Raw genomic sequence first — 24,971 nt, 5'->3', positions numbered from 1 at the left:
CCTCCGCGGCGCCGCGCTAGGTGAGCCGCCGGTCGCTCGGCGCCAGCACCCGGAACCACCGGTAGCCGTAGGCGCCGAGCTCGACCTCGACCCGCCCGCGCCCGTCGATCGGATCGGCGTCGACGGCGAAGAGGTCGGACAGGACCGCCTCCTCCGGCAGTTCGCCGAGCTCCAGGGTCACCCGGGCCGGCCGGGGCGCGAAGTTGTGCAGCGCCACGAACCGCAGGTGGTCCTCGGTGATCCGGTGCGCGAGCACCTCGGGCGCGCCGACGTCGAGCAGCTCGAACCGGCCCCAGCCGATCTCGGGCGAACTCCGGTACCGCGCGATGAGCCCCCGCATGCCCGACAGCAGCGACTCCGGGTCGTGCATCTGGGCCTCGACGTTGACGTGCTCCGGCGCGAAGCCGTCGCCCGGCGGGCTCGCGGCGAGCCGGCTCGGCGCCGCGCGCGAGAAGCCGCCGTTGCGTCCGCCCGTCCACTGCATCGGCGTCCGCACGGCCTGCCGCTTCTCCTGCTCGGGGTTCTCGCCCATCCCGATCTCCTCGCCGTAGAACAGCACGGGCGTGCCGGGCAGCGAGAACAGCAGGCTGTAGGCCATCCGGATGCGCCGCGGATCGCCCTCGAGCATCGTCGGCAGGCGACGCACGATGCCGCGGCCGTAGACGCGCATCCATTCTTCGGGCGCGAACGCCGCGAAGACCTCCTCGCGCTCGGGGTCGGACAGCTTGTCGAGCGTCAGCTCGTCGTGGTTGCGCACGAAGTTCGCCCACTGCTTCTCGGGTTCCAACTGCGGCCGCCGCGCGAGCGTGTCCCGCAACGGCGTGGCGTCCTGCCTGGCCAGGGCGAGGTAGAACCGCTGCATCGCCTCGAAGTCGAACTGCAGCGTCAGCTCGGCCGGGTCGCCCTCGGCGCCGAAGTACTCGAGCTGCTGCTCGTACGGGAGGTTGACCTCGCCGAGCAGGATCGCCTCGCTCGCCCGCCGCTGCAGGTAGCGGCGCAGGTCGCGCATGAGCTCGTGCGGGTCGCCGACGTCGACGCCCTCGGGCGGCTCGATGAGGAACGGCACGGCGTCGACCCGGAAGCCCGAGATCCCCAGCTGCAGCCAGAACCCGACGGTCTTCGCGATCTCGTCGCGCACGTCGGGGTTGGCGATGTTCAGGTCGGGCTGGTGGCGGTAGAACGAGTGCAGGTAGTACTGCCCCGTGCCCTCGTGCCACTCCCACACGCCGTCCTCCTCGCCGGGGAAGACGCTTTCGGGCGGGTTCGGCGGGATCTCGTCCCGCCACACGTAGAAGTCGCGGTACGGCGAGTTGCGGCTGCGCTTGGCCGAGGTGAACCACGGATGCCGGTCCGAGGTGTGGTTCATGACGAGGTCCATGATCACGCGGATGCCGCGGTCCCGCGCCGCACGGACGAACGCCACGACGTCGCCGAGCGAGCCCAGCCGCGGGTCGACGCCGAAGTAGTCGGTGATGTCGTAGCCGTCGTCCTGGTCGGGGGAGGGCTGGAACGGCATGAGCCAGATGCAGGTGATGCCGAGCTCGGCGAGGTGGTCCAGCCGGTTGGCGAGGCCCTCGAAGTCGCCGGAGCCGTCGTCGTTCCAGTCCATGAAGGTCTCGACGTCGAGGCAGTAGACGACCGCGGTCTTCCACCAGAGGTCGCCGCGGGCGGTCGCACGCATCGGTCAGCTCCCCGGACTCGCGGTGGCGGTCGCTCCGGCGGTCGCGAGCCGCGGCAGGACGTGCTCGCCGAACGCGTCGACGAAGCCGCGCTGCTCCCGGCCCACGTGGTGCAGGTAGATCCGGTCGACGCCGAGGTCGGCGAGCTCGAGGAGCGCGTCGAGGTGGCGTTCGGTGTCGGCCGAGGCGAGCAGGGTCTCGGCGACCTCGCCGGGCGACGCGTCCGCGGTGCGCTCGTCGAACGCCTCGGGCGTCGCGAGCTCCCACGCGAGGTTCGGCGGCACCAGGCTCTGGCGCCACTGGTCGTGGGCGATCGCCACGGCCTCGTCGTCGGTGGGCGCCCAGCTCAGGTGCACCTGAACGCACACGGGTCCGCGACCGCCGGCCCCGCGGTAGGCGTCCATGACGTCGCGCAGCGATGACGGGTCCTGGTCGACGGTGATGAGGCCGTCGGCCCACTCCGCCGTCTCGGCGGCGGTCTCGGTGCTCACCGCCGCGGCGATGAGCGGCGGCGCCTCGTCCGGCCGGGTCCAGAGCCGCGCCTCGTGCACGCTGACCGTGCCCTCGTGCGTGACCGTCTCGCCGGCGAGCAGGCGGCGCATCACGTCGATCGTCTCGGCCAGCCTGAGGTCGCGGTGCTCCTTCTCGGGCCACGGCTCGCCCGTGATGTGCTCGTTGACGGCCTCTCCGCTGCCGATGGCGGCCCAGAACCGGCCCGGGAACATCTCGCCGAGCGTCGCGATCTTCTGCGCGGCCACGGCGGGGTGGTAGCGCTGCCCCGGCGCGGTCACCACGCCGAGCGAGAACGACGTGGCCTGCAGCGCGGCGCCGAGCCACGTCCAGGCGTAGCCCGAGTGGCCCTGCCGCACGCTCCAGGGCGCCCAGTGGTCGCTGCACATCGCGGCGCCGAAGCCGGCCTGCTCGGCGTGGACGACGGCGTCGAGGAGCGCGCTCGGGGGGAGCTGCTCGTGCGACGCGTGGAATCCGACGAGGGGCATGGAGGTCTCCTTCCGTCAGCGCCCGATGCTTCCGGCAGCGCACCCCCACCGGCAAGGCCTTGCCCTCGGCGGGCGCGGCGGGGTACGCGGCCGAGCACGTGCTCCTCGCGGCGTCGGCGCGTCCGGCTGCGGGTGGCCGCGGCATCCGCCACCCGTAGGCTGGACGGCATGGTGGAACGCGCATCGTGGTCGCTCGGATCGGCCCTCCGCAACGTGTTCGGCGCGAAGACGATCGACGAGGAGACCTGGGAGGACCTCGAGGCCGCCCTCATCCGCGCCGACTTCGGACCGGCGGTCACCGAGGAGATCGTCGAGTCGATCCAGGCGCAGGTCGAGCGGTACAAGACGACCGATCCGCGCGACGTGCAGCGGATGCTGCGCGAGACCGTCGAGGAGCGGCTCGCGAAGTACGACCCCACGCTCAAGCTCACCGAGCGCCCGGCCGTCGTGCTCGTCGTCGGCGTCAACGGCGTCGGCAAGACCACCACGATCGGCAAGTTCGCCCGCTTCCTGCGCAACTACGGCCGGACGGTCGTCGTCGGCGCGGCCGACACCTTCCGCGCCGCGGCGGTCGACCAGCTCGCGACCTGGGCCGAGCGCGCGGGCGCCGAGGTCGTGCGTCCCGAGCGCGAGGGCCAGGACCCGGCCTCCGTCGCCTTCCAGACGGTCGAGTACGCCAAGCGCACCGGCACCGAGATGGTGATCATCGACACCGCCGGCCGGCTGCACACGAAGGGCGGGCTCATGGACGAGCTCGGCAAGATCAAGCGCGTCGTCGAGAAGCAGGCGCCGATCAGCGAGGTGCTGCTCGTGCTCGACGCGACGACGGGGCAGAACGGGCTGGCGCAGGCCGAGGCGTTCATCCGGCACGGCGGAGTCACGGGCCTCGTGCTCACCAAGCTCGACGGCTCCGCGAAGGGCGGGTTCGTCATCGCGGTGCAGGAGAAGACGGGCCTGCCGATCAAGCTCATCGGCCAGGGCGAGGGCATCGGCGACCTGACCGGCTTCACGCCGCACGTGTTCGCGCAGCAGCTGGTCGGCTGAGGAGGGGGACGGACGGATGTCGATGGAGCACGACTACTTCGGACTGGTCGGCGACTACTGGTCGGAGGACGTCGAGTACGCCGACCAGCGCGTCGAGGTCGTCCTCGACGCGGACGCCGACACCGTCGCCTCGGCGGCGCTCGACGTCGCGGCCACGCTCGTCGGCGAGCTCGAGCTCGTCGACGACGAGCTCCGCACCGCCTTCGTGACGCAGCTCGACTCGGGCGGGTCGCCGGTCGTGCGCTTCCTCCTCACGGTGCTCGACCCCGACTCGGCGGAGGCCGACGAGGTGGAGGCGGCGATCGGCCGGGACTCCGGCGACCGGCAGATCGACGCGCTGCGGTCGATGTCGCTCGTCCGGGTCGACCTGCGGCCCGACGCCGACGAGCCCGGCGACGCGTTCGCCGAGTTCGAGTACGGGCTCGCGCCCGAGGACACCGACGAGCGGCTCGTCGTCTCGATCGACCTCGAGCGCGAGATCGTCGACGTGCGCTTCGAGGAGTGACCGCACGGAGCGGGCGTCCGTCCGTCGCCCTCTACACTTGAGGGCATCATGGCTACGTTCGGCACCCTCTCTGACCGTCTGACCGAGACGTTCAAGAACCTCCGCACCAAGGGCAAGCTCACCGCGTCCGACGTGGACGGCACCGTCCGCGAGATCCGGCGCGCGCTGCTCGACGCCGACGTCTCGCTCGACGTCGTCAAGTCCTTCACCTCCGCCGTGCGCGAGCGCGCGCTCGGCGACGAGGTGAACCGGGCGCTGAACCCCGCGCAGCAGGTCGTGCAGATCGTCAACGAGGAGCTCGTCGGCATCCTCGGCGGGCAGCAGCGTCGGCTGCAGTTCGCGAAGACCCCGCCGACCGTCATCATGCTCGCGGGCCTCCAGGGCGCCGGCAAGACGACGCTCGCGGGCAAGCTCGCCAAGTGGCTGAAGAAGGACGGGCACACGCCGATGCTCGTCGCGGCCGACCTCCAGCGGCCGAACGCCGTGAACCAGCTTCAGGTCGTCGGCGACCAGGCCGGCGTCGCCGTCTTCGCGCCCGAGCCGGGCAACGGCGTCGGCGACCCCGTACGGGTCGCGAAGGACGCCGTCGCGCAGGCGCAGCGCGCCCAGCACGACGTCGTGATCATCGACACCGCCGGCCGCCTCGGCGTCGACGCCGAGCTCATGAAGCAGGCCGCCGACATCCGGAAGGCGACGAACCCCGACGAGGTGCTCTTCGTCATCGACGCGATGATCGGCCAGGACGCGGTCACCACGGCGAAGGCGTTCCAGGACGGTGTCGACTTCACGGGCGTCGTGCTCTCCAAGCTCGACGGCGACGCGCGCGGCGGTGCCGCGCTCTCCGTGGCCTCCGTCACGGGCCGCCCGATCATCTTCGCGTCGACGGGCGAGACCCTCGACGACTTCGAGCCGTTCCACCCCGACCGCATGGCGAGTCGCATCCTCGACCTCGGCGACATCCTCACCCTCATCGAGCAGGCCCAGCAGGCCTTCGACGAGGAGGAGGCGCTCAAGGTCGCCGAGAAGCTCGCCTCGGAGCAGTTCACGCTCGAGGACTTCCTCGCCCAGATGCAGCAGCTGCGCGGCGCGGGCTCGATCAAGAAGATGCTCGGCATGCTGCCCGGCGCCGGCGGCATGAAGCAGCAGCTCGAGAACTTCGACGAGCGCGAGATCGTGCGCACCGAGGCGATCATCCAGTCGATGACACCCGCCGAGCGCAAGAACACCAAGCTCCTGAACGGCTCGCGGCGCCTGCGCATCGCGAAGGGCTCGGGCATGACCGTGACCGACGTGAACCAGCTCGTGCAACGCTTCGAGCAGGCCGCGAAGATGATGAAGACCGTCGCGCGCGGCGGCGTGCCGCAGGTGCCGGGCATGGGCCCGATCCCCGGCGGCGGCGGACACGGCGGCGGCAAGCGCCAGTCGGCGAAGGGCAAGAAGAAGTCGGGCGGCTCGCGCTCGGGCAACCCCGCCAAGCGCGCGGCCGAGAACGCCGCGATCGCGGCCGGCCAGGTGCCCGGCGCGGCCTCGAACGCCCCCGCCGGCTCGGGCTTCGGCCTCGGCGGCGGCGCGAAGGGCGCTCCCACCGAGGAGGAGATGGCCGCGCTGCAGAAGATGCTCGGCCGCTGACGCGCGAGCCCGGCCGCTGACGCCCGTCATCGCTCCGGCGTAGGGTTGGAGCGGCATTCCCCGCAGCCCACCAGGACGGAGCCACGATGACGACCGGCGACCCCGACTACCGCGACTCCGGACTCGAGTTCGCACCCGAGTTCCTCCTCGGTTCGGCCACCGCGTCGTACCAGATCGAGGGCGCGGCGACCGAGGACGGCCGCGGTCCGTCGATCTGGGACACGTTCAGCCACACGCCGGGCAAGGTCACGAACGGCGACACCGGCGACGTGGCGTGCGACCACTACCACCGGTGGGAGTCCGACCTCGACCTCATGGCCGAGCTCGGGCTCGAGGCGTACCGGTTCTCCATCGCCTGGCCGCGGATCCAGCCGACGGGTCGCGGCCCCGCGAACGAGGCCGGACTCGCGTTCTACGAGGCGCTCGTCGACGGGCTCATCGCCCGAGGCATCCGCCCGATCGCCACGCTCTACCACTGGGACCTCCCGCAGGCGCTGGAGGACGAGGGCGGATGGACCAACCGTGCGACCGCGGAGGCGTTCGCCGACTACGCGCGGATCGTGGGGGAGCGGCTCGGCGATCGGGTCGCGGTCTGGACGACGCTCAACGAGCCGTGGTGCTCGGCCTACCTCGGCTACGGTTCCGGGGCGCACGCGCCCGGGCTCCTCGACGGCGCGAAGGCCCTCGCGGCGGTGCACCACCTGAACCTCGCGCACGGGCTCGCGATCCGCGCGCTCCGCGAGGTCGTGACGAACGACCCCGGTTTCTCGATCACGCTCAACCTGCACGTGATCCGCCCCTCCGGCGAGACCGGGCACGAGGCGGCGCGGCGGATCGACGGACTCGCCAACCGGGTCTTCCTCGGTCCGCTGTTCGGCGACGGGTACCCGGCCGACGTCATCGAGGACACGGCCGCGGTCACCGACTGGGCGTTCGTCAGGCCCGGCGACACCGACTTCATCGCGCAGCCGATCGACCTGCTCGGCGTGAACTACTACTCGACCGTGACCGTCCGCCTCTGGGACGGCGTGTCCCCGCGGGTGAACGCCGACGGCCACAAGGACATGGGCGGTACGCCCTGGCCGGGATCGGAGCACGTCGAGTTCCTCGAGCAGCCCGGTCCGTACACGGCCATGGGCTGGAACATCGACCCGTCCGGACTCGAGGACCTCCTGGTCGCGCTGGCCGGAGCCTACCCCGACGTGCCACTGATGATCACCGAGAACGGCGCGGCCTTCGACGACGTCGTCACCGACGGCGCCGACGGGCCCGAGGTCCGCGACGACGACCGGATCGACTACCTGCGCCGGCACTTCACGGCCGCGCACCGCGCCATGGCCCGCGGCGTCGACCTGCGCGGCTACCAGGTGTGGTCGCTCATGGACAACTTCGAATGGGGCTACGGCTACTCGAAGCGGTTCGGCATCGTCCGGGTCGACTACGACACCCTCGAGCGACTGCCGAAGGCCAGCGCCCGGTGGTTCGCAGAGCTCATCCGGACGCGCCGCATCCCGGCCTAGCCGCGACCGTCCGCCGCGCGCAGGCCGGCGCCGCGGGTGTCGTGCAGCGGCTCAGGCCGGGCGCGCCGTGCCCTCTCGGAGCTCGCGAGCCAGGTGCGCGACGACGGCCGTGAGGTCGCCGCCGTGCTCCTCCGCGACGCGGAGCTGGCGCTGGTAGCCCGCGCCGTCCTCGAGCGTGCGCCGGATCCGCTGCAGCTCCGTCGCACAGCCGAGGCGCTCGGCGAACGGCGCGAGCGTGGCGAGCAGGTCGGCGATGTCGTCGGCGACGGGGCGCTCGTTGCCGGCGGCATCCGTGATGACCTCCGCGTGCATGCCGTAGCGCGCCGCACGCCACTTGTTCTCGCGGACGTACCAGGTCTGCATCGTCGGCAGCGTCTCGCCCTCGTCGAGGCGCGTCGACATCCACTCGACGAGGCACTGGATGAGCGCCGCGATGGCGCCGATCTCGTCGGCCGACGAGACGCCGTCGCAGACGCGCACCTCGACCGTGCCCCATCGCGGCGACGGTCGGATGTCCCAGCGCACCTCGGTGTGGTCCTCGATCACCCCGGTGCGGACCAGGTCGTCGACGTAGCGCTCGTACGAGGTCCAGTCGGGCAGCTGGTAGGGGAGCCCGGCCGTGGGGAGCTGCTGGAACATGAGCGCCCGGTTCGAGGCGTAACCCGTCTCCACGCCCGCCCAGAAAGGGCTCGACGCCGACAGGGCCTGCAGGTGCGGCACATACGCGAGCATCGCGTCGAGGATCCGCAGCGCCTTGTCGCGCTCCTCGATGCCCACGTGCACGTGGATGCCCCAGATCATCATGTTGCGGCCCCACCACCGCGTGCGCTCGACGAGCTTGCGGTAGCGCGGCTTGTCCGTCAGGCGCTGGTCGTACCACCGGCTGAACGGGTGCGAGCCGCTGCAGATCAGCTCGTACTCGCCGAGGCGGTCGAGCACCGCGCGGACCTCGGCGACCTGGCCCGTGAGGTCGTCGACCGCTCCGGCGACCCGGTCGTGGACGCTGCTGACCAGCTCGACCGTGTTGGTGAGCAGCTCCGAGGTGATGAACGGGTGCGGAGTGCCGTCGGCGCCGCCCAGGTCGGCGAGCACGCGGTCGCCCACGGATGCGAGCTCGCCGGTCGAGCGGTCCACGATGGCGAGCTCCCACTCGATGCCCACCGTCGAGCGCTCGGATCGTGCGAACTCGATCTCCATGGGCGGCCCCCATCGTCCCCGGCGCCGCGGCCACGGCGTGCGCCCATCCTCCCACGCAGGTGCGCCGCGGGCGCGACCTCGCAGGACGGACCGGTCGGATTATCCTCCCGGGCCGAAATCTGCAAGAATGGTCAGTCGAGTTCTGTACCGCCCGACCCTCTATCCGGCGCGCAGGACACCCTTTGAGCTTCCGCCGAGTGTGCACCCCACGCTCACGGCTGTCAGTTCGCCTACCTCACAACACCTCCAGGAGAATCGTGGCTGTCAAGATCCGCCTCAAGCGGCTCGGCAAGATCCGTGCCCCGTACTACCGCATCGTCGTCGCCGACTCGCGCACCAAGCGCGACGGTCGCGTGATCGAGGAGATCGGCAAGTACCACCCCACCGAGAACCCCTCGTTCATCGAGGTCGACTCGGACCGCGCCCAGTACTGGCTCGGCGTCGGCGCGCAGCCGACCGAGCAGGTGCTCGCCATCCTCAAGCTCACCGGCGACTGGGGCACGTTCAAGGGCGAGAAGGACGCGAAGTCCACCGTCCAGACCGCCGAGGCCAAGACCGAGTACCAGGTCGACGAGAACAAGAAGTCGGTCGTCAAGCCGAAGGCCGAGAAGCCGGCCAAGACCGAGGAGCCCGCCGAGGCCTCCGACGAGACCGCGTCGGACGAGGCGTAGGCCTTGCTCACCTCCGCGCTCGAGCACCTCGTCAAGGGGATCGTCGATCACCCGTCCGAGGTGAAGGTCGTCTCCGCGTCGAGCGCGCGCGGCGAGGTCCTCGAGGTGCACGTGCACCCCGAGGACCTCGGCCGCGTCATCGGGCGGTCCGGTCGCACGGCGAAGGCGCTGCGCACGATCGTCGCCGCCCTCGCCGACGGCCGCCGAGTCCGAGTCGACGTCGTCGACACCGACGACTGACGTGGCTGCGGCACCCCGCCCCCAGCAGCTGCGCGTCGGTCGCCTGACCAAGGCGCACGGCCTCAAGGGCGCCATCAAGCTGGAGCTCTACACCGACGACCCAGAGCGGCGCTTCGTGCCCGGCGCGGTCTTCTCGCTCCAGGTGCCCGACTCGTCGCCCTGGCACGGCCGGACGCTGTCCTTCCGCGAGCTGCGCTGGTACAACGGCCAGCCCGTCGGCTTCTTCGAGGGCGTCGACGACCGCACCGCGGCCGAGAGCCTCGTGAAGGCGATCCTCTGGGTCGACCAGCCCGCCGACGAGGAGCCCGAACCCGACGCCTGGTACGACCACCAGCTCGTCGGCCTCGCCGTCGTCCGCGACGGCGAGCGCATCGGGGAGGTCGCCCACGTGGACCACCTGCCCGCCCAGGACCTCCTGATCGTGAAGACGAAGCGTGGCGACGTCATGGTCCCGTTCGTCTCCGCGTTCGTGCCCGAGGTCGACGTCGAGGCCGGGACGCTCACCGTCACCCCGCCGCCGGGGCTCTTCGAGGAGCTGCCCGAGGAAGCGGCCGGCACCGAGGAGGCCGGTGTCCCCGAGTCCGCCGTCGCCGACGGCGAGGCGTCCGACGAGCCCTCCGGCGCCTAGGCTACGACGATGCGGATCGACATCGTCACGATCTTCCCGTCGTTCTTCGACGTGCTCGACCTGTCGCTGCTCGGCAAGGCGCGCCAGTCGGGCCTCATCGAGGTCGTCGCGCACGACCTCCGCGACTTCACCCACGACCGCCATCGCACCGTCGACGACACGCCCTACGGCGGCGGCGCCGGCATGGTCATGAAGCCCGAGCCCTGGGGCGAGGCGCTCGACGCGATCGTGGGCGACGGCGACTCCGACGCGCTGCTCGTCGTGCCGTCCCCGGCGGGCGAGCCCTTCACCCAGGCCACGGCGCGCGAGCTCGCGGGCGAGGAGCACCTCGTGTTCGCCTGCGGTCGCTACGAGGGCATCGACCAGCGCGTCGTCGACCACTACGCGACGCGCATGCGCGTGCGCCTGATCAGCCTCGGCGACTACGTGCTGAACGGCGGCGAGGTCGCCGTGATGGCGATGATCGAAGCGGCCGGACGCCTCGTTCCGGGCGTCGTCGGCAATCCGGAGAGCCTCGTCGAGGAGTCGCACGAGGACGGCCTGCTGGAGTACCCGAGCTACACCAAGCCCGCCGTCTGGCGCGGGCTCGACGTGCCGCCGGTGCTCCTCTCCGGCCATCACGGGCGGGTCGCCGAGTGGCGCCGCGAGCAGCAGGTCGAGCGGACCCGTCGGGTGCGCCCGGAACTGCTCGGCGAGACGCCGGTCGACCCCGCCGGACGGGCCCCCGCGGAGGACGGCGACGGCGCCGGCGACGCGACTCGACCGACCCCCGAGTGAGGCACTCTTCACGCGCCGGAAACACCCGGGTGTGCTCCGCGAAACACGCCGTGAATACGTTCGGATCGGCGGGCGAGACCGGATTCCGCCGGAAAGCGCGGGTCGCAAGATGGGTCGGACGAACGGTTCCGGAGATGCGTCGGCACCGGACCGCCGACCGCCGCTCCGGCTCGTCGCCGTCACCCACGGCACCCCCTCCGCAGCCAACCGCCAGGCCGTGATCCGGCTGGTCGACGGTGTCGCCTCGGCCCGACCCGAGCTCGACGTGTCGATCACCTTCGTGGACGCGAGCAACGCCGACATCGGCGCCGCCCTCGAGGCGGCGGCGGAACCGGACGCCGTGATCGTGCCGCTCGTGCTCTCGGCCGGCTTCCACGTGCGCACGGGACTCTCGCTCGGCCTCGACCGCATCGGCGGCTCGGCGCGGCTCGCGCCCGAGCTCGGCCCGGACGAGCGCATCGTGGAGGTGCTCGCCGAGCGGCTGCTCGCCCAGGGCCTCGGCGAGGGCGACACCGTGCTCCTCGCGGCCGCGGGCTCCAACGACCCGCGTGCGGTGCGGGAGTGCTTCGAGACGGCCCGCCGTCTCGGGCAGCACCTCGGCCGCTCCGTGACGGTCGGGTTCATCGCCGCCGCCATCCCGCGCCTGCCCGACGCGATCGAGATGATCCGCGAGGTCCACCCGGGGTCGCGCATCGTCGTGGGCCCCTACCTGCTCGCGCCCGGCACCTTCTACGACCAGGCGGTCGCGGCCGGCGCCGACGCCATCGCGGATCCATTGCTGCTGCCGGACTCCGCCCCGCCCGCGGCGCTCGTCGGGCTCGTGCTCGACCGCTACGCGGCCGTCGAGCAGGAGCATCGCGAGCGCGCCTGAGACACCGGGCGAGCGCGCCTGAGCCACCGGGGCGGTGCCGCGCAGGGCGCCCGGCGTCAGGCCAGGCTCGGGGCGCCGTCCGGCTCCTCGGCGCCGGATGCCGCGGCGCGCGCCAGCACGTCGGCGATGCGGCCGCGGCAGCCGCCGCAGCCGGTGCCCGCACGCGTGTCACGTCCGACGCACTCGACGGTCGTGTTGCCGCACGCCGCCGAGTCCTCGATGCGCGCGACGGTGACGCCGTTGCACCAGCACACGGTCGCGTCCGGGGCGAAGGCGTCGGCGCCGGCCGACGGGTCGTCGTCGGGTCCGTCGAAGCGCAGCAGGAGCGAGCGGTCGGCGGGCAGTTCCGCACGCCGCTCGAACAGCAGCGTGAGCTCGGCGGCCGTGCGCGGCATCCCCACGCTCGCGAAGCCGGTGAGCACGCCGTCCTCGGTGACCATCTTCACGTACCGCAGGTGCTCGGGGTCGGCCCACTGCGCGACGCGCCGGCGCGGCGCGAGCGCGTCGTCGTCCCACGGATCGGCGGAGACGTCGCCGACCGCGACGACGTCGACGTGCTCGGCCTTGAGCATGACGATCGGCTCGCGCTCCTCGGGGAGCCCGCCCTCCGGTCCGTGGCCGCCGTCCTCCTGCGGCGCGGTGGCCTCCGCCGCGAACGCCGCGGCCAGCCACTCGGCCTGCCGCCAGCCGGGACCGATCAGTCCGGACGGCGCGCCGGGCAGCACGCGGCGCCCCGCCGTCTCCTCGGTCCGCTCGACGACCTGGGCGCAGTCGCCGATGGCGAACACGTCGGGGTCGCTCCAGCTGCGCAGGTCGGGACCGACGACGACCCCGGTCGCCGTCCGCAGCCCCGCGAGCGTCGCCAGCTCGTTGCGCGGGCTGACCCCGCACGACAGCACGAGGAGGTCGCCGCGCACCTGCTTGCCGTCGGCGGTGACGAGCATGTCGAACCGTCGCGTGCCGTCGTCGTCGGTGCGGAACCCGATCGCCTCGGCGCGGCTGTGCGCGATGACCGTGATCCCGGTGCGACGGATCGCGGAGCGCAGCACGTGGCCCGCGCCGCGATCGAGGTTCCGCGGCATCGGGTGCGGTCCGTGGTGCACGACGCAGACCTGCGCGCCCGCGTGGGCCGCGGCGAGCGCGAGCTCGAGGCCGAGGACGCCGGCCCCGAGGACGACGATGCGGCGGCGGCCGCGCACGGCGTCGAGCACGCGCCGGGCGTCGTCGAGGTCGCGGAGCGCGGTGACCCCCGCGGGGAGCTCGTCGTCGCGGGCGACCAGCGTGGCGGGGTGGCGTTCGAGGGCCGCGAGGTCGCGCCGGGGACGGTCGACACCGTCGAGGGTCGGCACGTTGGCGCGCGACCCGGTCGCGAGCACCACGCGGTCGTAGGGGAGTCCCTCGCCCGTCGAGAGGCGGACGACGCGCGCGTCCCGGTCGATGCGGGTCGCCCGCACCCCGAGCATCACGGCGGCGCCTGCCGCCTCCGCCGTGTCGCGGTCGCCGACGAGCATCGCGTCCAGGTCGGCGTTGCCGACGGCGTACTCGGCGACGAGGACGCGGTTGTAGGCCTCCACGGGCTCGCCGGCGACGACGGTGAGCGCGACGGCGCCGGAGCGGACGGCCGGCAGCAGCTCCTCGACGAACCGGGCGCCGACGGGGCCGTAGCCGATGAGGACGATCCGCAGTGGGGTCATGATCCGGCTCCCGCTTCGACGAGGCGCGTGACGCGCACGAGGTTGGCCTTGAATTCGGGCATCGACGAGATCGGGTCGACCGCGTCGGACGTGAGCAGGTTCGCCGCCTGCTCGTCGCCGTAGTGGAACGGCAGGAACACCGCATCGGTGCGGATGTCGGTCGTCAGCCGTGCACGGCAGCGCACGGTGCCGCGCTCGTTCGCGACCTCCACGGGCTCGTCGTCGGCGATGCCGAGTCGCGCCGCGGTGGCCGGGTGGATCGCCGCACGCGCGTCGGGCTGGGCGTCGAGGAGCTCGGGGACGCGGCGCGTCTGCGCCCCGCTCTGGTAGTGCTCCAGGAGGCGGCCGGTGACGAGCGTCAGCTCGTCCGGCGACGGTGCCGGGCGGGCCCCGGTGCGGGGCGCGACGGCGACCAGGCGGGCGAGTCCGTCGTCGTGGTGGAACCGGTCGGCGAAGAGCCGCGGGGTGCCGCTGCTCCCGCGCGGGAAGGGCCAGAACGCCTCGGCCCCGGAGTCGAGCAGCGCGTAGTCGATGCCCGAGTAGTCCGCGATACCGCCCTCGGAGACGAGGCGCAGCTCCTCGAACACCTGTTCAGGGTCGGTGTCGAATCGCGCGGTCGACCCGAGCCGGCGGGCGAGCTCGTGCAGGATCCACAGCTCGTCGCGCGCTCCTTCCGGCGGCGCGAGCGCCGGTCGCCGACGGATGACGCGGCCCTCGAGGTTGGTCATCGTGCCCGCCTCCTCGGCCCACTGCAGGACCGGCAGCACGACGTCGGCGAGCGCGGCTGTCTCGGAGCGCACGAAGTCGCAGACGACGAGCAGGTCGAGCCGCTCGATGCCGCGCCGGACCTCGGCGACGTTGGGGGAGGACACCACGAGATTCGAGCCGTGCACGAGCAGCGCCCGGACGCCGTCGGGCCGACCGAGCGAGCCGAGCAGTTCGATCGCGGGCAGGCCCGGGCCGGGGATCTCCTCCGGGTCGACGCCCCACACGCGGGCGACGTGGGCGCGGGCGGAGGGGTCGGTGATCTTCCGGTACCCGGGCAGCTGGTCGCACTTCTGGCCGTGCTCGCGCCCGCCCTGGCCGTTGCCCTGGCCGGTCAGCGTGCCGTAGCCGCTCCCGGGGCGACCGGGGAGGCCGAGCAGCAGCGCGAGGTTGATCGCGGCCGTCGCGGTGTCGGTGCCGTCGACGTGCTGCTCGACGCCGCGACCGGTGAGGACGTAGGCCCGCTCGCTCGCGGCGAGCCGTCGGGCGAGCGCCCGGACCGTCGCGGCCGGCACGCCCGTGACCGACTGCACGCGCTCGGGCCACCACTGCGCGACGCTCCGACGGAGCGCGGCGTGGCCGGTCGTGCGATCGGCGACGTACGGCTCGTCGACGAGCCGCTCGGCGATCACGACGTGGATGAGGCCGAGGAGCAGCACGAGATCGGTGCCGGGCGCCGGCTGCACGTGCAGGCCCCGGCCGTCGTCGGTGAGCCGCGCGGTCGCGGTGCGTCGCGGGTCGACCACGACGAGGCCGCCCGCCGCCTGCGCTCCCGCGAGGTGGCCGATGAAGGGCGGCATGGTCTCGGCCACGTTCGTGCCGAGCAGGAGGATGGTCGTGGCGTCGTCGAGGTCGGTGAGCGGGAACGGCAGACCGCGGTCGATGCCGAACGCGCGGTTGCCCGCCGCGGCGGCCGACGACATGCAGTAGCGGCCGTTGTAGTCGATGCGGCTCGTGCCGAGCGCGAGCCGGGCGAACTTGCCGAGGAGGTACGCCTTCTCGTTCGTGAGGCCGCCGCCGCCGAAGACGCCGACGGCGTCGGCGCCGTGCTGCGCGCGGATGCCGCGGAGCCGGTCGGCCACGAGGTCGAGGGCCGCGTCCCACGTGGTCTCCTGCAGCGACCCGTCGGCGTCGCGCACGAGCGGCGCGGTCAGCCGTGACGGCGCGGCGAGGAGCTCGGCGGAGGTCCAGCCCTTCTTGCAGAGACCGCCGCGGTTGGTGGGGAAGTCGCGACCGGCCACCGTCACCGGCGGCCCCGCGGCATCCGTCGTGCCGGGCGGCGTCGCGGCATCCGTCGGCGTCAGCGTCATCGCGCACTGGAGGGCGCAGTAGGGGCAGTGGGTGTCGGCCGCCATGTCGTCCTCCAGGATTCGTCGTGGGGTGTGGGAGCGGGTCGGGCGGTGAGGTCGCCCGACCCGCCCCGGTCAGATCCGGTGTCCGGAGCGCTTCGCCAGGGTCAGGTACACGCCCGCGGTGAGGACGAGCATTCCCGCGTACGCCCACACGAACCAGCCGAGACCCGTCGTGTAGTCGCCGAACGTGGTCTTGGAGTAGCCGAGCAGCTGCGGGATGACGAACCCGCCGTACGCGCCGACCGCGGAGATGATGCCGAGCGCCGCCGCGGACTTCCGCTGCGAGCTGACATCGCCGGCCGACTCGTGTGCGTTGTGCGCGCCGGCACGGAGGGCGAACACGGTCGGGATCATCCGGTAGGTCGAGCCGTTGCCGACCCCCGATGCGGTGAACAGCACGAGGAAGAGGCCGAGGAAGACCCAGAAGTTGCCGAGCGGGAGCGTCCAGACCACGGCGAGCGCGCCGAGCGCCATCACGGCGAACGCCGCGATCGTGATCTGCGTGCCGCCGAAGCGGTCGGCGAGCCGGCCGCCGTAGGGGCGGGCGAGCGAGCCGACGAGTGCGCCCATGAAGGCGAGCGACAGGGTCGCCGACCCCACGTGGAACGCGGAGAAGTCGGGGAACTGGTCGGCGATGAGCTTCGGGAAGACGCCCGCGAACCCGATGAACGAGCCGAACGTGCCGATGTACAGCACGGCGAGGATCCAGAGGTGCGGCTCCCGCAGCGCGGCGAGCGAGGCGGCGACATCCGCCTTCGCGTTCGACAGGTTGTCCATGCCGATCGCAGCACCCGCCATTGCGACGAGGATGAACGGCACCCAGATCCAGCCCGCCAGGGGCAGGTTCAGCGTGACGGCCGCGCCGATCGTGATGGCGATCGGCACCACGAACTGGGCGACCGACGCGCCGAGGTTGCCGCCCGCGGCGTTCAGGCCGAGCGCCCACCCCTTCTCCCGCTGCGGGTAGAAGTACGTGATGTTGGCCATGGAGCTGGCGAAGTTCCCGCCGCCGAAGCCGGCGAGCGCCGCGATCGCGAGCATGACGCCGAAGGGCGTCTCGGGGTTCGAGACGGCGATGCCGAGGCCGATCGCCGGGATGAGCAGCAGGCCCGCCGAGACGATCGTCCAGTTGCGGCCGCCGAAGCGCGGGACCATGAAGGTGTACGGGATCCGGAGCGTCGCTCCGACGAGCGCGGGGATCGAGATGAGCCAGAAGACCTGGCCCGTGTCGAACGCGAACCCGGCGGCCGGCAGGGCGACCACCACGATCGACCACAGCTGCCACACGACGAAGCCGAGGAACTCGGCGAAGATCGACCAGCGCAGGTTGCGGGACGCGATCCGGCGACCCTCCCGCTCCCACTGGACGGGGTTCTCGGGGTCCCAGCCGTCGATCCAGCGGCCGGGTCGGTGGGTGAGCGCGCCGGTGGGCGGCGCGTGCGTGGCAGGGGCCGCGGGGGCCGCTGCCGTCGGTGCGGACAGGGTCTCGGTCATCGTCGCCTCCAGTGGATGTCGGGCTCTCGTCGAGCTGGTGAGGCGACGCTATCCACGGCGTGTTTCCCCGACCGGCGCGGGCGGTGAACTTCGTGTTCCCACCTGCTCACCTGTCCGCGGGGCCGATGTGAGGTCATGGTCAGACGTCGATCCGGTACCCGCGCTTGACCACGGTCGAGATGAGTCCGGGGACGCCGAGGGTCTGCCGCAGGCGGCTCAGCGCGACCTCGAGCGCCCGCTCGTCGGCGCCGCCCGGCATGCCCGCGGCGAGGCGCTCGCGCGCGACGACCGAGCCCCGTGCGTGCACGAGCGGGCGGAGGATCGAGAGCGCGACGGGCGGCAGCGCCACGCGGCGTCCGCGGACCTCGACGACCGAGCCGCGCAGCGCGACGGGGCCGTGCTGCGTCTCGACGCGGACGACGCGGGCGTCCTCGAGGTGCTCGCACACCTGGCGGATCATCGCGCCCATCCGGAAGCGGTCGGGCTGGAGGGGCCTGATGCCCGCCGCGACGAGCGGGGCGGAGGTCACGGGCCCGACGGTCGCGGCGACCACGGGACCGCGCATCGCGTCGATGAGGTCGTCGTATCGCCCGCGGGCCTCGGCGGCCATGAGGAGCGCGTGCACGGCGGGCGCGCTCGTGAAGGTGATGCAGTCGAGGCCGCCCGTGCAGGCGGCCTCGATCAGTCGGTCCACGCGCTCGTCGGTGAGGTCGGGATCGATCCAGCGGTACGGCTCCACGGTGAGCACGCGGTCGTGCGCGTCGCGCAGGCGGTCCAGGGCCTCCGGCGGCAGGTAGCCGTGCAGCTGCACCGCCACCGTCAGGCCCGGCGGATGCGTCGCCAGCACCTCGTCGATGAGCGACTCGGTCGTCTCCTCCGCGCTCATGCCGACGTCGTCGAGGCCGGCGGCGCGGATGCCGCCGCGCGCCTTCGGGCCGCGCACGAGGATGGCGGTGCGCCCGAGCGCGTACAGGAGGTCGTCGCCGAGCCCCGCGGCATCCGCCACCTCGAACCAGCGCCGCACGCCGTAGGCCGTCGTCGCCAGCAGCACGTCGGGCCGGGCCGCGATGATCGCGCGCGTGTCGGCGATCACGGGCTCGTCGGAGCTCGCGTTGGCCATGCGGATCGTCGGCGCATGGACGACCTGCGCGCCGCGGCGCACGAACGCGTCGATGAGGTCCGCGGACCGACGGTCGCTGGTCACGCCGATCCGGAACCCCTCGAGCTGGTCGGGCCGGAACCCGATCGTCGCCTCGGCCTGGTCGGTCATGTCGCCACCGCCGCGAAGCCGGCCGCGCGTTCCATGAGCTCGGTCGCCGTGCGGTCGCCGTCGTGCGCGAGCCGGACGACCTCGCCGACGACGATCACGGCGGGCGAGGTCACCCCGGCGAGTCCGGCGGCGGGCACGATGCCCGCGAGGTCGGCGAGGGTCGTCCGCTGGTCGCCGCGGAAGCCGCGCTCCACGACCGCGACCGGCATCGAGCCGCGCATGCCGTGGCGGGCGAGCCCGGCGGCGAGCTGCGGCAGGGTGTTCACGCCCATGAGCACGACGATCGTGCCGCCGAGGCCCGCGAGGTGGCGGAGCTCGTCGTCGCTGAGCGGGACGTGCCCGGAGACCACGGTGAACAGGCGGCTGATGCCGCGATGGGTCAGGGGGATGCCTGCGGCGGCCGGCACCGCGACGGCGCTCGTCACGCCCGGCACCACCTCGACCGGCACGCCGGCGCGATGGCAGGCGAGCACCTCCTCGCCGCCCCGGCCGAACACGTACGGGTCGCCGCCCTTCAGTCGCACGACGTGCCGTCCGGCGAGCGCGTGCGCGACGAGCAGCGCCTCGATCTCCTGCTGCGGCAGCGCGTGGTGGCCGGGCTGCTTGCCGACGTCGACCAGTTCGGCGTCGGGTGCGAGTTCGGCGAGGCGCGCGTGCGGGGCGAGCCGGTCGTAGAGGACGACGTCGGCCGAGCCCAGCGCGCGGACGGCCGCGACGGTGAGGAGCTCCTCCCGCCCGGGACCGCCGCCGACGAGCGTGACGCGGCCGGTCATGCCTCGACCCCCCTGACCGGGATCGTCGGGCCGGCGACGAGGACGGCGTCGCCGCGGGCGATCTCGTCCGGCCGCGCCGGTCGGAGCTGCCCGCGCTCCTCGACCCGGGCGAGGGCGGTGACGGCGGCGCCGGCGGGGTCGTCGGGGTCCGGCGCGTTCACGAACGGGCGGAAGCGCCGCAGCCGTTCGGGATCGGCCAGCGTGGCCGCCCACTCGTCCTCGTACGTGTCGACGTGCGTGGCCATGGCCGCCTCGAGCTCGCCGGCGAGGCCGAGCGAGTCGTGCACCACGACGTCGCGGACGTGGTCGAGCCCGCCGTCGAGGTCCTCCATCCAGCGCGCGGTGCGCTGCAGCCGGTCGGCGGTGCGGATGTAGTACATCATGTAGCGGTCGATGTAGCGGATGAGCGTCTCGTCGTCGAGGTCGCCCGCGAGCAGCTGCGCGTGGGCCGGCTGGAAGCCGCCGTTGCCGCCGACGTAGAGGTTCCACCCCTGGTCCGTGGCGATGACGCCGACGTCCTTGCCGCGCGCCTCGGCGCACTCGCGCGCGCAGCCCGAGACGCCGAACTTCAGCTTGTGCGGCGACCGCAGGCCCCGGTACCGGAGCTCCAGGCGGATCGCCATCGCGACGGAGTCCTGCACCCCGTAGCGGCACCACGTCGAGCCGACGCAGCTCTTCACGTTCCGCAGCGCCTTGCCGTACGCCTGGCCCGACTCGAAGCCGGCGTCGATGAGCCGCTTCCAGATCTCGGGCAGCTGGTCGAGTCGGGCGCCGAAGAGGTCGATGCGCTGGCCGCCGGTGATCTTCGTGTAGAGGCCGAAGTCGGTCGCGACCTGCGCGATCACGGCGAGCTTCTGCGGCGTGATCTCGCCGGCCGGGATTCGCGGCACGACCGAGTAGGTGCCGTCCTTCTGCATGTTGGCCATGGCGCGGTCGTTGGTGTCCTGCAGGGCGCCCCGGCCCCCGTCGAGGATGTAGGAGCCGTGCTGCGCGGCGAGCACCGACGCGACCACGGGCTTGCACACGTCGCAGCCGCGCCCGGTGCCGAGCCGGCCGATGATCTCCTCGAACGACGACAGCTCGAGCACCCTGACCGACTCGAAGATCTCCTGCCGCGAGATCGGGAAGTGCTCGCAGAGCGCGCGCGAGACCGCCTGGCCCGACTTCACGAGCTCGTCCTCGAGCAGCTTCTTCACCAGGGGCACGCACGAGCCGCACTGGGTGCCCGCGCGCGTGCAGGCCTTCAGCGGCCCGAGCTCGTCGCAGCCCTCGGCGTGCTCGCCGTGCGGCCCGTTCACCGCGTCGCGGATGGTGCCGGCCGCGACGTTGTTGCAGGCGCAGACGAGGGCGGATGCCGGGAGCTCGTCGCCCGCGGGCGCCTCCATGCCCGACGCCGACAGGTACGCGGCGGGCTCGCCCGACAGCGCGGTGCCGAGCAGGGGACGCAGCGACGCGTACGGCGAGGCGTCGCCCACGAAGATGCCCCCGAGCAGCGTCTTCGCGTCGTCGGTCGTGACCAGCTTCTGGTACAGGCCGCGGGCGGGGTCGGCGTAGACGATCTCGAGCGACCGGTCGGTCCGTGCGAGCGCGTCGCCGAAGCTCGCGACGTCGACGCCGGCGAGCTTCAGCTTCGTCGCGTCGTCGACCGTCGTGAACTCGGCCTCGCCGCCGAGCAGGCGGTCGGCGACGACCTCGGCCATCGCGTTCGCCGGGGCCACGAGTCCGGTGCAGCGTCCCTCGAAGCTCGCGACCTCGCCGATCGCCCAGACGTTCGGGACGGATGCCGCGCAGCTGGTGTCGATCGCGACGCCCCCGCGCGGGCCGAGCTCGAGCCCCATCGCCCGAGCCAGCTCGTCGCGCGGCGTGATCCCGATCGCGAACACGACGAGATCGGCGTCGACGCGGCGGTCGTCGGTGAGCTCCACCCCCACGACGCCGCCGCTGCCCGTGAGCACCTTCGCGGGGCGGACCCCGAGGTGCAGGTCGATTCCCTGGCCGGCGATGATGCGACCGAGCGCGCGCCCGGCGCCCTCGTCGAGCTGCGCCGACATCAGCCAGGAGCCGGAGTGCACGATCGAGGCGTCCGCGCCGAGCTTCGCGAGCCCGCCCGCGGCCTCGAGGCCGAGCAGGCCGCCCCCGGCGACGACGACGCGCGGGGCACGGCCGAGGCGCTCGGCGAGGTCGCGGGTCTCGGCGACGAGGGCGTCGACGTCGTCGATCGTGCGGTAGACGCGGATGTGCTCGCTGCCGGGGATCGCCGGCACGGGTGCGCTCGAGCCGGTCGCGAGCACGAGCTCGTCGAAGCGGAGCCCGAGGCCGTTCGCCGTCGTGGCGACGCCGGTCGCGGTATCCACCTCGGTGACGCGCTCGCCGGTGACGAGGCGAACGGAGCCGTCCGCCCACGGCGTCGCGGACAGGGCGAGGTCGGCGGTCGGATCGGCGAGCCTCGTGCTGAGCGCGACGCGGTCGTACGGGGCGTGGACCTCGTCGGCGACCACGGTCACGCGCAGCGTGCGCCCGCCGTCGCGGGCGTGCAGGCTCTCCGCGAGCCGGTGCGCGGCGGGGCCGCCGCCGACGACGAGGACGTCGCGCTGGGCGACGGGGTCGATCCCGGTGTCGTTCATGGCTCCTCCGCTCGATGCTCCGGCCTGGGTTGACGGCGAGCGTACGGCGGCGCGGTTTCGCCCCTGTTTCGCCGCCGTAACACAAGTGCTCGGAGACCTCGCATGACGCCGTGCGTCGTGTGAGGGGGGTTTCACCCCGGCGAAACACCGTCGGCGCGGCAGGGGAAACATGCCGTCCGTAGCGTCGCTGCCATCGAGGAGAGGAAGCCGCAGATGACGTCGACCGTCGCAGTCACGACCAGCTGGATCCCCACGTGCGGGGTCGCCGACCTCGAGCCCGGCTGGGGCGAGGTGGCGCTCGTCGGCTCGCGCCTCGTCGCGCTCGTCCGGCTCGATGAGGAGGAGGTGTACGCCGTGGACCACCACGACCCGCACACGGGCGCGCCCGTCATGGCGCGCGGCATCGTCGGCTCGCGTGGCGAGCGGCCGACGATCGCGTCGCCGCTGCACAAGCAGGTCTACGACCTCGGGACGGGGGAGTGCTTCACCGACCCGGCGCTCGGCCTGCGCACGTACCGCACGCGCATCGTCGGCGGCATGATCGAGGTGGAGGTCGACGCGTGAGCCGCACGGCGGTCGTCGCGGCCTCGCACGGCACGTCGTCGGCCGAGGGTCGTGCCGCCGTCGCCGGTCTCGTCGCCGCGGTACGCGCCGCCGCGCCCGTCGGGTGCGACGTCGTCGACGCGTTCGTCGACGTGCAGGAGCCCGACGTGGCCATGGTCCTCGAGGCGCTCGGCGACGGCGCGGAGGCGACCGTCGTGCCGCTGCTGCTCTCCGCGGGCTACCACGTGCACGTCGACCTCGCCGAGGCCGTGGACGGCCGTCGCGCCGGACTCGCGCCGGCGCTCGGTCCGGACGGCCGCCTGCTCGACGTGCTCGTCGAGCGGGCGCGCGAATCCGGGCTGCGCCCCGACGACCGCGTGGTGCTCGCCGCTGCGGGTTCGAGCGATCCGCGCGCCGTCGAGGACTGCCGGGCGGTCGCGCGCGGGCTCGGCGAGCGCCTCGGGCGCCCCGTCGCGATCGGGTTCCTGTCGGCGGCACGGCCGGCGCTCGCCGAGGCGATCGGGTTCGTGCGCGCCACGCATCCGGTCTCGCGGGTCGTGGTGTCGACCTACCTGCTCGCGCCCGGCTTTTTCCACGACCTCGCGGTCGCCGCGGGCGCGGACGTCACGACGGCTCCGCTGCTGCGGGCGGATGGCCCGCCCTCGCCGCGCCTCGTCGAGCTCGTGCTCGAACGGGCCGCGATCGCAGCGCCCGAGACCCTCGCGGCGGTCAGCCCCGCTGCGTGAGCACGATGGGGTCGCCCTCGGTGACCGCCACCGTGTGCTCGGAGTGCGCCCCGCGCGAGCCGTCGACGCTGCGCAGGGTCCAGCCGTCGGGGTCGGTGAAGATCCGGTCCGTCGTCTGCAGGAACCACGGCTCGATCGCGACCACGAGGCCCGGCTTCAGCGGCAGGCCGCGTCCCGGCCGCCCGTTGTTGGGGATGTGCGGGTCGCCGTGCATGGTGCGGCCCACGCCGTGGCCGCCGAAGTCCGTGTTGATCGACAGCCCCTCGGCCTTGGCGACGTCCGCGATCGCGCGGGAGATGTCGCCGATGCGGTTGCCCGGGCGGGCCGCGGCGATGCCCGCGTCGAGCGCGCGGCGCGTCGTCTCGATCAGGCGCACGTCCTCATCGCGCGGCGTGCCGACGACGACCGAGATCGCCGAGTCCGCGACCCAGCCGTCGACCGAGGCGGCGAAGTCCAGGCTCAGCAGGTCGCCGTCCTTCAGCCGGTAGTCGTGGGGGAGGCCGTGCAGGACGGCGTCGTTGACGGAGGTGCAGATCACCTTGCCGAACGGGCTGGCGCCGAACGACGGGTGGTAGTCGATGTAGCAGCTCTCCGCGCCGGCCTTCCGGATCATCTCGTGCGCCAGGGCGTCGAGCTCCAGGAGGTTCACGCCGACGGCCGCGGCCTTCGACGTCGCCTCCAGCACGCCGGCCACGAAGCGACCGGCGGGTCGCATCTCCTCGATCTCGGCAGGGGTCCTCAGTTCGATCACGCTCATCCTCTCCGCAGTCCATTGTGGCGGCTCCGCCCTGAGTGAACACCCGGCCCGTGCCCAGCCCTGCGAAGTACGCTGGCGTCATGCTCATCCGACGGGGGTTCTACCGGTGGCAGTTCGCAGCCGCCGTCGTGCTGCCGCTGTGGCTGCTGATCGGCTACGCGATCTTCGGCTCGAGCGGCTGGGGCGTGCTCGGGCTCATGTTCGCCACGCCGATCGCGTTCATCACCCTCGGCGTGGTGGCCCTCATCGTCGCGGCCCGACCCGACGTGCGCCAGGATCGCGCGGTCGCCTGGTCCGACGTCGCCGTGCTCGGCGTCTGGCACCTCCTGATCATCGGCGCGGGGTTCTACGGCCCCGCCGGCATCACCCTCGCCGTGCTCGCGATGGTGGGCGCGATCGTCGCCTTCTGGTACGCCGTGTGGCGGCTCGTCAGCGACGGCGCCCGGCGCGTTCGCGCGACCATGGACGAGTACGAGCGCATCGTCGCGGCCGGCGCCCCGGGTGCCGGCGGCGCCGAAGGCCGCACGCGCTCCGCGGAGGACGCGGGCGAGGTCATCGTGGTCCGCGAGGAGCGGCGCTGGGAGCAGCGGCGCGACTGACGCACCGCGTCGTGCGTGCGCCGACGCCGCGGCATCCGCGCGGTTTTGGCCGGTGAGGCGGCCATCTGGCAGAATGGTTGTTTGTGCCGTCGCATGGCTCTGCCTCCGGGGAGCCCGCACGCCGCGAGGAATCGCGCGAACGGCGCCGAACACTTTCCATTCCATGATCCGCGTTCGACCGGTGGCGGGCGCAGAGAGCGAACCATCATGCACATCCTCGACCACGTCGACGCGGCCAGCCTGCGTTCGGACATCCCGGACTTCCGCCCGGGCGACACCGTCAAGGTGCACGTCAACATCGTCGAAGGCACCCGTTCGCGCATCCAGGTCTTCCAGGGCGTCGTCATCGGCCGCTCCGGCGAGGGCGTGCGCGAGACCTTCACCGTGCGCAAGGTGAGCTTCCAGGTGGGCGTCGAGCGCAAGTTCCCGGTGCACTCGCCGGTGATCGACCACATCGAGGTCGTCACCCGCGGTGACGTCCGTCGCGCCAAGCTCTACTACCTGCGCGAGCTCCGCGGCAAGAAGGCGAAGATCAAGGAGAAGCGCGAGAACTGATCGGCCCAACGCCGTTCCACACGCGTCATCCGCTCGAGCT

23 protein-coding genes are annotated in these 24,971 nt (G+C 72.9%); 13 read left to right on the top strand and 10 right to left on the bottom strand.

Features of this window, described 5'->3' with window-relative positions; translation table 11 throughout:
- Positions 1-16 precede the first annotated feature (16 nt).
- Together ABD230_RS02920 and ABD230_RS02915 are read right to left on the bottom strand one after the other, a co-directional pair.
- Positions 17-1,681 carry an alpha-amylase family protein gene (locus tag ABD230_RS02920; protein WP_344369310.1) on the bottom strand — a complete coding sequence of 555 codons (1,665 nt, stop codon included), beginning with the start codon at positions 1,679-1,681 and terminating at the stop codon, positions 17-19.
- Between the two features lie 3 nt (positions 1,682-1,684).
- Positions 1,685-2,677, bottom strand: a complete 993-nt coding sequence (locus tag ABD230_RS02915) for a TIGR03885 family FMN-dependent LLM class oxidoreductase (protein WP_344369308.1) — start codon at positions 2,675-2,677, stop codon at positions 1,685-1,687.
- A 168-nt stretch (positions 2,678-2,845) separates the two neighbouring features.
- On the opposite strand from ABD230_RS02915, the gene ftsY reads away from it, so the two are divergent.
- From ftsY to ABD230_RS02895, 4 genes are all read left to right on the top strand, one after another.
- A complete protein-coding gene (gene ftsY, locus ABD230_RS02910; protein WP_344369306.1) occupies positions 2,846-3,721 on the top strand; it encodes a signal recognition particle-docking protein FtsY in 876 nt (291 codons plus the stop codon).
- Between the two features lie 16 nt (positions 3,722-3,737).
- The gene (locus tag ABD230_RS02905) at positions 3,738-4,226 is read left to right on the top strand and encodes a DUF2004 domain-containing protein (protein ID WP_344369305.1); all 489 of its coding nucleotides are present in this window, start codon (positions 3,738-3,740) and stop codon (positions 4,224-4,226) included.
- 48 nt (positions 4,227-4,274) lie between these two features.
- Positions 4,275-5,855 (top strand): signal recognition particle protein, encoded by a 1,581-nt coding sequence (ffh, locus tag ABD230_RS02900; RefSeq protein WP_344369303.1) that lies wholly within the window; start codon positions 4,275-4,277, stop codon positions 5,853-5,855.
- A gap of 86 nt (positions 5,856-5,941) precedes the next feature.
- Positions 5,942-7,375, top strand: coding sequence for a GH1 family beta-glucosidase (locus ABD230_RS02895; protein ID WP_344369301.1), 1,434 nt, complete (start codon positions 5,942-5,944; stop codon positions 7,373-7,375).
- A gap of 51 nt (positions 7,376-7,426) precedes the next feature.
- On the opposite strand, the gene ABD230_RS02890 is transcribed toward ABD230_RS02895, so the two are convergent.
- Positions 7,427-8,572, bottom strand: coding sequence for a glutamate--cysteine ligase (locus ABD230_RS02890; protein ID WP_344369299.1), 1,146 nt, complete (start codon positions 8,570-8,572; stop codon positions 7,427-7,429).
- Positions 8,573-8,829: 257 nt separating this feature from the next.
- Here ABD230_RS02890 and rpsP point away from each other — a divergent pair, with 257 nt between their 5' ends.
- The 5 genes from rpsP to ABD230_RS02865 all read left to right on the top strand — a co-directional run bounded on the left by rpsP (position 8,830) and on the right by ABD230_RS02865 (position 11,759).
- Positions 8,830-9,243 carry a 30S ribosomal protein S16 gene (rpsP, locus tag ABD230_RS02885; RefSeq protein ID WP_344369298.1) on the top strand — a complete coding sequence of 138 codons (414 nt, stop codon included), beginning with the start codon at positions 8,830-8,832 and terminating at the stop codon, positions 9,241-9,243.
- A 3-nt stretch (positions 9,244-9,246) separates the two neighbouring features.
- Entirely contained in the window at positions 9,247-9,483 is a 237-nt protein-coding gene (locus ABD230_RS02880; protein ID WP_344369297.1) for an RNA-binding protein, read from the top strand.
- 1 nt (position 9,484) lies between these two features.
- Positions 9,485-10,111, top strand: a complete 627-nt coding sequence (gene rimM / locus ABD230_RS02875) for a ribosome maturation factor RimM (protein ID WP_344369295.1) — start codon at positions 9,485-9,487, stop codon at positions 10,109-10,111.
- 9 nt (positions 10,112-10,120) lie between these two features.
- A complete protein-coding gene (gene trmD / locus ABD230_RS02870) occupies positions 10,121-10,888 on the top strand; it encodes a tRNA (guanosine(37)-N1)-methyltransferase TrmD (protein ID WP_344369294.1) in 768 nt (255 codons plus the stop codon).
- Between the two features lie 109 nt (positions 10,889-10,997).
- Complete coding sequence (locus tag ABD230_RS02865) at positions 10,998-11,759, top strand: sirohydrochlorin chelatase (RefSeq protein WP_344369292.1); 762 nt, start codon at positions 10,998-11,000, stop codon at positions 11,757-11,759.
- Positions 11,760-11,815: 56 nt separating this feature from the next.
- On the opposite strand, the gene ABD230_RS02860 is transcribed toward ABD230_RS02865, so the two are convergent.
- The 6 genes from ABD230_RS02860 to nirB form a co-directional block, all read right to left on the bottom strand.
- A complete protein-coding gene (locus ABD230_RS02860) occupies positions 11,816-13,453 on the bottom strand; it encodes an NAD(P)/FAD-dependent oxidoreductase (protein WP_344369290.1) in 1,638 nt (545 codons plus the stop codon).
- Positions 13,450-15,573, bottom strand: a complete 2,124-nt coding sequence (locus tag ABD230_RS02855; RefSeq protein ID WP_344369289.1) for a molybdopterin oxidoreductase family protein — start codon at positions 15,571-15,573, stop codon at positions 13,450-13,452. Before ABD230_RS02855 ends, ABD230_RS02860 begins: the two co-directional genes overlap by 4 nt.
- A gap of 69 nt (positions 15,574-15,642) precedes the next feature.
- Positions 15,643-17,064 carry an MFS transporter gene (locus tag ABD230_RS02850; protein ID WP_344369288.1) on the bottom strand — a complete coding sequence of 474 codons (1,422 nt, stop codon included), beginning with the start codon at positions 17,062-17,064 and terminating at the stop codon, positions 15,643-15,645.
- Positions 17,065-17,203: 139 nt separating this feature from the next.
- The gene (locus ABD230_RS02845) at positions 17,204-18,334 is read right to left on the bottom strand and encodes a uroporphyrinogen-III synthase (protein ID WP_344369287.1); all 1,131 of its coding nucleotides are present in this window, start codon (positions 18,332-18,334) and stop codon (positions 17,204-17,206) included.
- Positions 18,331-19,107 (bottom strand): uroporphyrinogen-III C-methyltransferase, encoded by a 777-nt coding sequence (gene cobA, locus ABD230_RS02840; RefSeq protein ID WP_344369285.1) that lies wholly within the window; start codon positions 19,105-19,107, stop codon positions 18,331-18,333. Before cobA ends, ABD230_RS02845 begins: the two co-directional genes overlap by 4 nt.
- Positions 19,104-21,731: a nitrite reductase large subunit NirB gene (nirB, locus tag ABD230_RS02835; RefSeq protein ID WP_344369284.1), complete on the bottom strand. Its 2,628-nt coding sequence runs from the start codon at positions 21,729-21,731 to the stop codon at positions 19,104-19,106. Before nirB ends, cobA begins: the two co-directional genes overlap by 4 nt.
- Positions 21,732-21,944: 213 nt before the next feature.
- Here nirB and nirD point away from each other — a divergent pair, with 213 nt between their 5' ends.
- Together nirD and ABD230_RS02825 are read left to right on the top strand one after the other, a co-directional pair.
- Entirely contained in the window at positions 21,945-22,295 is a 351-nt protein-coding gene (nirD, locus tag ABD230_RS02830) for a nitrite reductase small subunit NirD (RefSeq protein ID WP_344369283.1), read from the top strand.
- Positions 22,292-23,020 (top strand): sirohydrochlorin chelatase, encoded by a 729-nt coding sequence (locus ABD230_RS02825; protein ID WP_344369281.1) that lies wholly within the window; start codon positions 22,292-22,294, stop codon positions 23,018-23,020. The genes nirD and ABD230_RS02825 overlap by 4 nt, the downstream gene beginning before the upstream one ends.
- Here the strand turns inward: ABD230_RS02825 and map are convergent.
- Positions 23,004-23,771 (bottom strand): type I methionyl aminopeptidase, encoded by a 768-nt coding sequence (map, locus tag ABD230_RS02820; protein ID WP_344369279.1) that lies wholly within the window; start codon positions 23,769-23,771, stop codon positions 23,004-23,006. The two genes, ABD230_RS02825 and map, sit on opposite strands and share 17 nt — an antisense overlap.
- An 86-nt stretch (positions 23,772-23,857) precedes the next feature.
- Here map and ABD230_RS02815 point away from each other — a divergent pair, with 86 nt between their 5' ends.
- Positions 23,858-24,376, top strand: coding sequence for a hypothetical protein (locus tag ABD230_RS02815; RefSeq protein ID WP_344369277.1), 519 nt, complete (start codon positions 23,858-23,860; stop codon positions 24,374-24,376).
- Positions 24,377-24,583: 207 nt separating this feature from the next.
- Entirely contained in the window at positions 24,584-24,931 is a 348-nt protein-coding gene (rplS, locus tag ABD230_RS02810; RefSeq protein ID WP_344369275.1) for a 50S ribosomal protein L19, read from the top strand.
- Positions 24,932-24,971: the final 40 nt, after the last annotated feature.

This window comes from Agromyces tropicus (assembly GCF_039531345.1).
Taxonomy (GTDB): Bacteria; Actinomycetota; Actinomycetes; order Actinomycetales; family Microbacteriaceae; genus Agromyces; species Agromyces tropicus.
This window is presented reverse-complemented; position numbering and strand designations above follow the sequence as displayed.

Bases quoted from the DNA above. Each gene is read 5' to 3' on its own strand.
- ABD230_RS02905 (WP_344369305.1), top strand. From the start codon at position 3,738: ATGTCGATGGAGCACGACTACTTCGGACTGGTCGGCGACTACTGGTCG.
- cobA (WP_344369285.1), bottom strand. From the start codon at position 19,107: ATGACCGGCCGCGTCACGCTCGTCGGCGGCGGTCCCGGGCGGGAGGAG.
- ftsY (WP_344369306.1), top strand. From the start codon at position 2,846: ATGGTGGAACGCGCATCGTGGTCGCTCGGATCGGCCCTCCGCAACGTG.
- ABD230_RS02890 (WP_344369299.1), bottom strand. From the start codon at position 8,572: ATGGAGATCGAGTTCGCACGATCCGAGCGCTCGACGGTGGGCATCGAG.
- rplS (WP_344369275.1), top strand. From the start codon at position 24,584: ATGCACATCCTCGACCACGTCGACGCGGCCAGCCTGCGTTCGGACATC.
- ABD230_RS02865 (WP_344369292.1), top strand. From the start codon at position 10,998: ATGGGTCGGACGAACGGTTCCGGAGATGCGTCGGCACCGGACCGCCGA.
- trmD (WP_344369294.1), top strand. From the start codon at position 10,121: ATGCGGATCGACATCGTCACGATCTTCCCGTCGTTCTTCGACGTGCTC.
- ABD230_RS02895 (WP_344369301.1), top strand. From the start codon at position 5,942: ATGACGACCGGCGACCCCGACTACCGCGACTCCGGACTCGAGTTCGCA.
- ffh (WP_344369303.1), top strand. From the start codon at position 4,275: ATGGCTACGTTCGGCACCCTCTCTGACCGTCTGACCGAGACGTTCAAG.
- ABD230_RS02845 (WP_344369287.1), bottom strand. From the start codon at position 18,334: ATGACCGACCAGGCCGAGGCGACGATCGGGTTCCGGCCCGACCAGCTC.
- ABD230_RS02920 (WP_344369310.1), bottom strand. From the start codon at position 1,681: ATGCGTGCGACCGCCCGCGGCGACCTCTGGTGGAAGACCGCGGTCGTC.
- ABD230_RS02915 (WP_344369308.1), bottom strand. From the start codon at position 2,677: ATGCCCCTCGTCGGATTCCACGCGTCGCACGAGCAGCTCCCCCCGAGC.
- ABD230_RS02850 (WP_344369288.1), bottom strand. From the start codon at position 17,064: ATGACCGAGACCCTGTCCGCACCGACGGCAGCGGCCCCCGCGGCCCCT.
- ABD230_RS02815 (WP_344369277.1), top strand. From the start codon at position 23,858: ATGCTCATCCGACGGGGGTTCTACCGGTGGCAGTTCGCAGCCGCCGTC.
- nirB (WP_344369284.1), bottom strand. From the start codon at position 21,731: ATGAACGACACCGGGATCGACCCCGTCGCCCAGCGCGACGTCCTCGTC.
- ABD230_RS02860 (WP_344369290.1), bottom strand. From the start codon at position 13,453: ATGACCCCACTGCGGATCGTCCTCATCGGCTACGGCCCCGTCGGCGCC.
- ABD230_RS02855 (WP_344369289.1), bottom strand. From the start codon at position 15,573: ATGGCGGCCGACACCCACTGCCCCTACTGCGCCCTCCAGTGCGCGATG.
- nirD (WP_344369283.1), top strand. From the start codon at position 21,945: ATGACGTCGACCGTCGCAGTCACGACCAGCTGGATCCCCACGTGCGGG.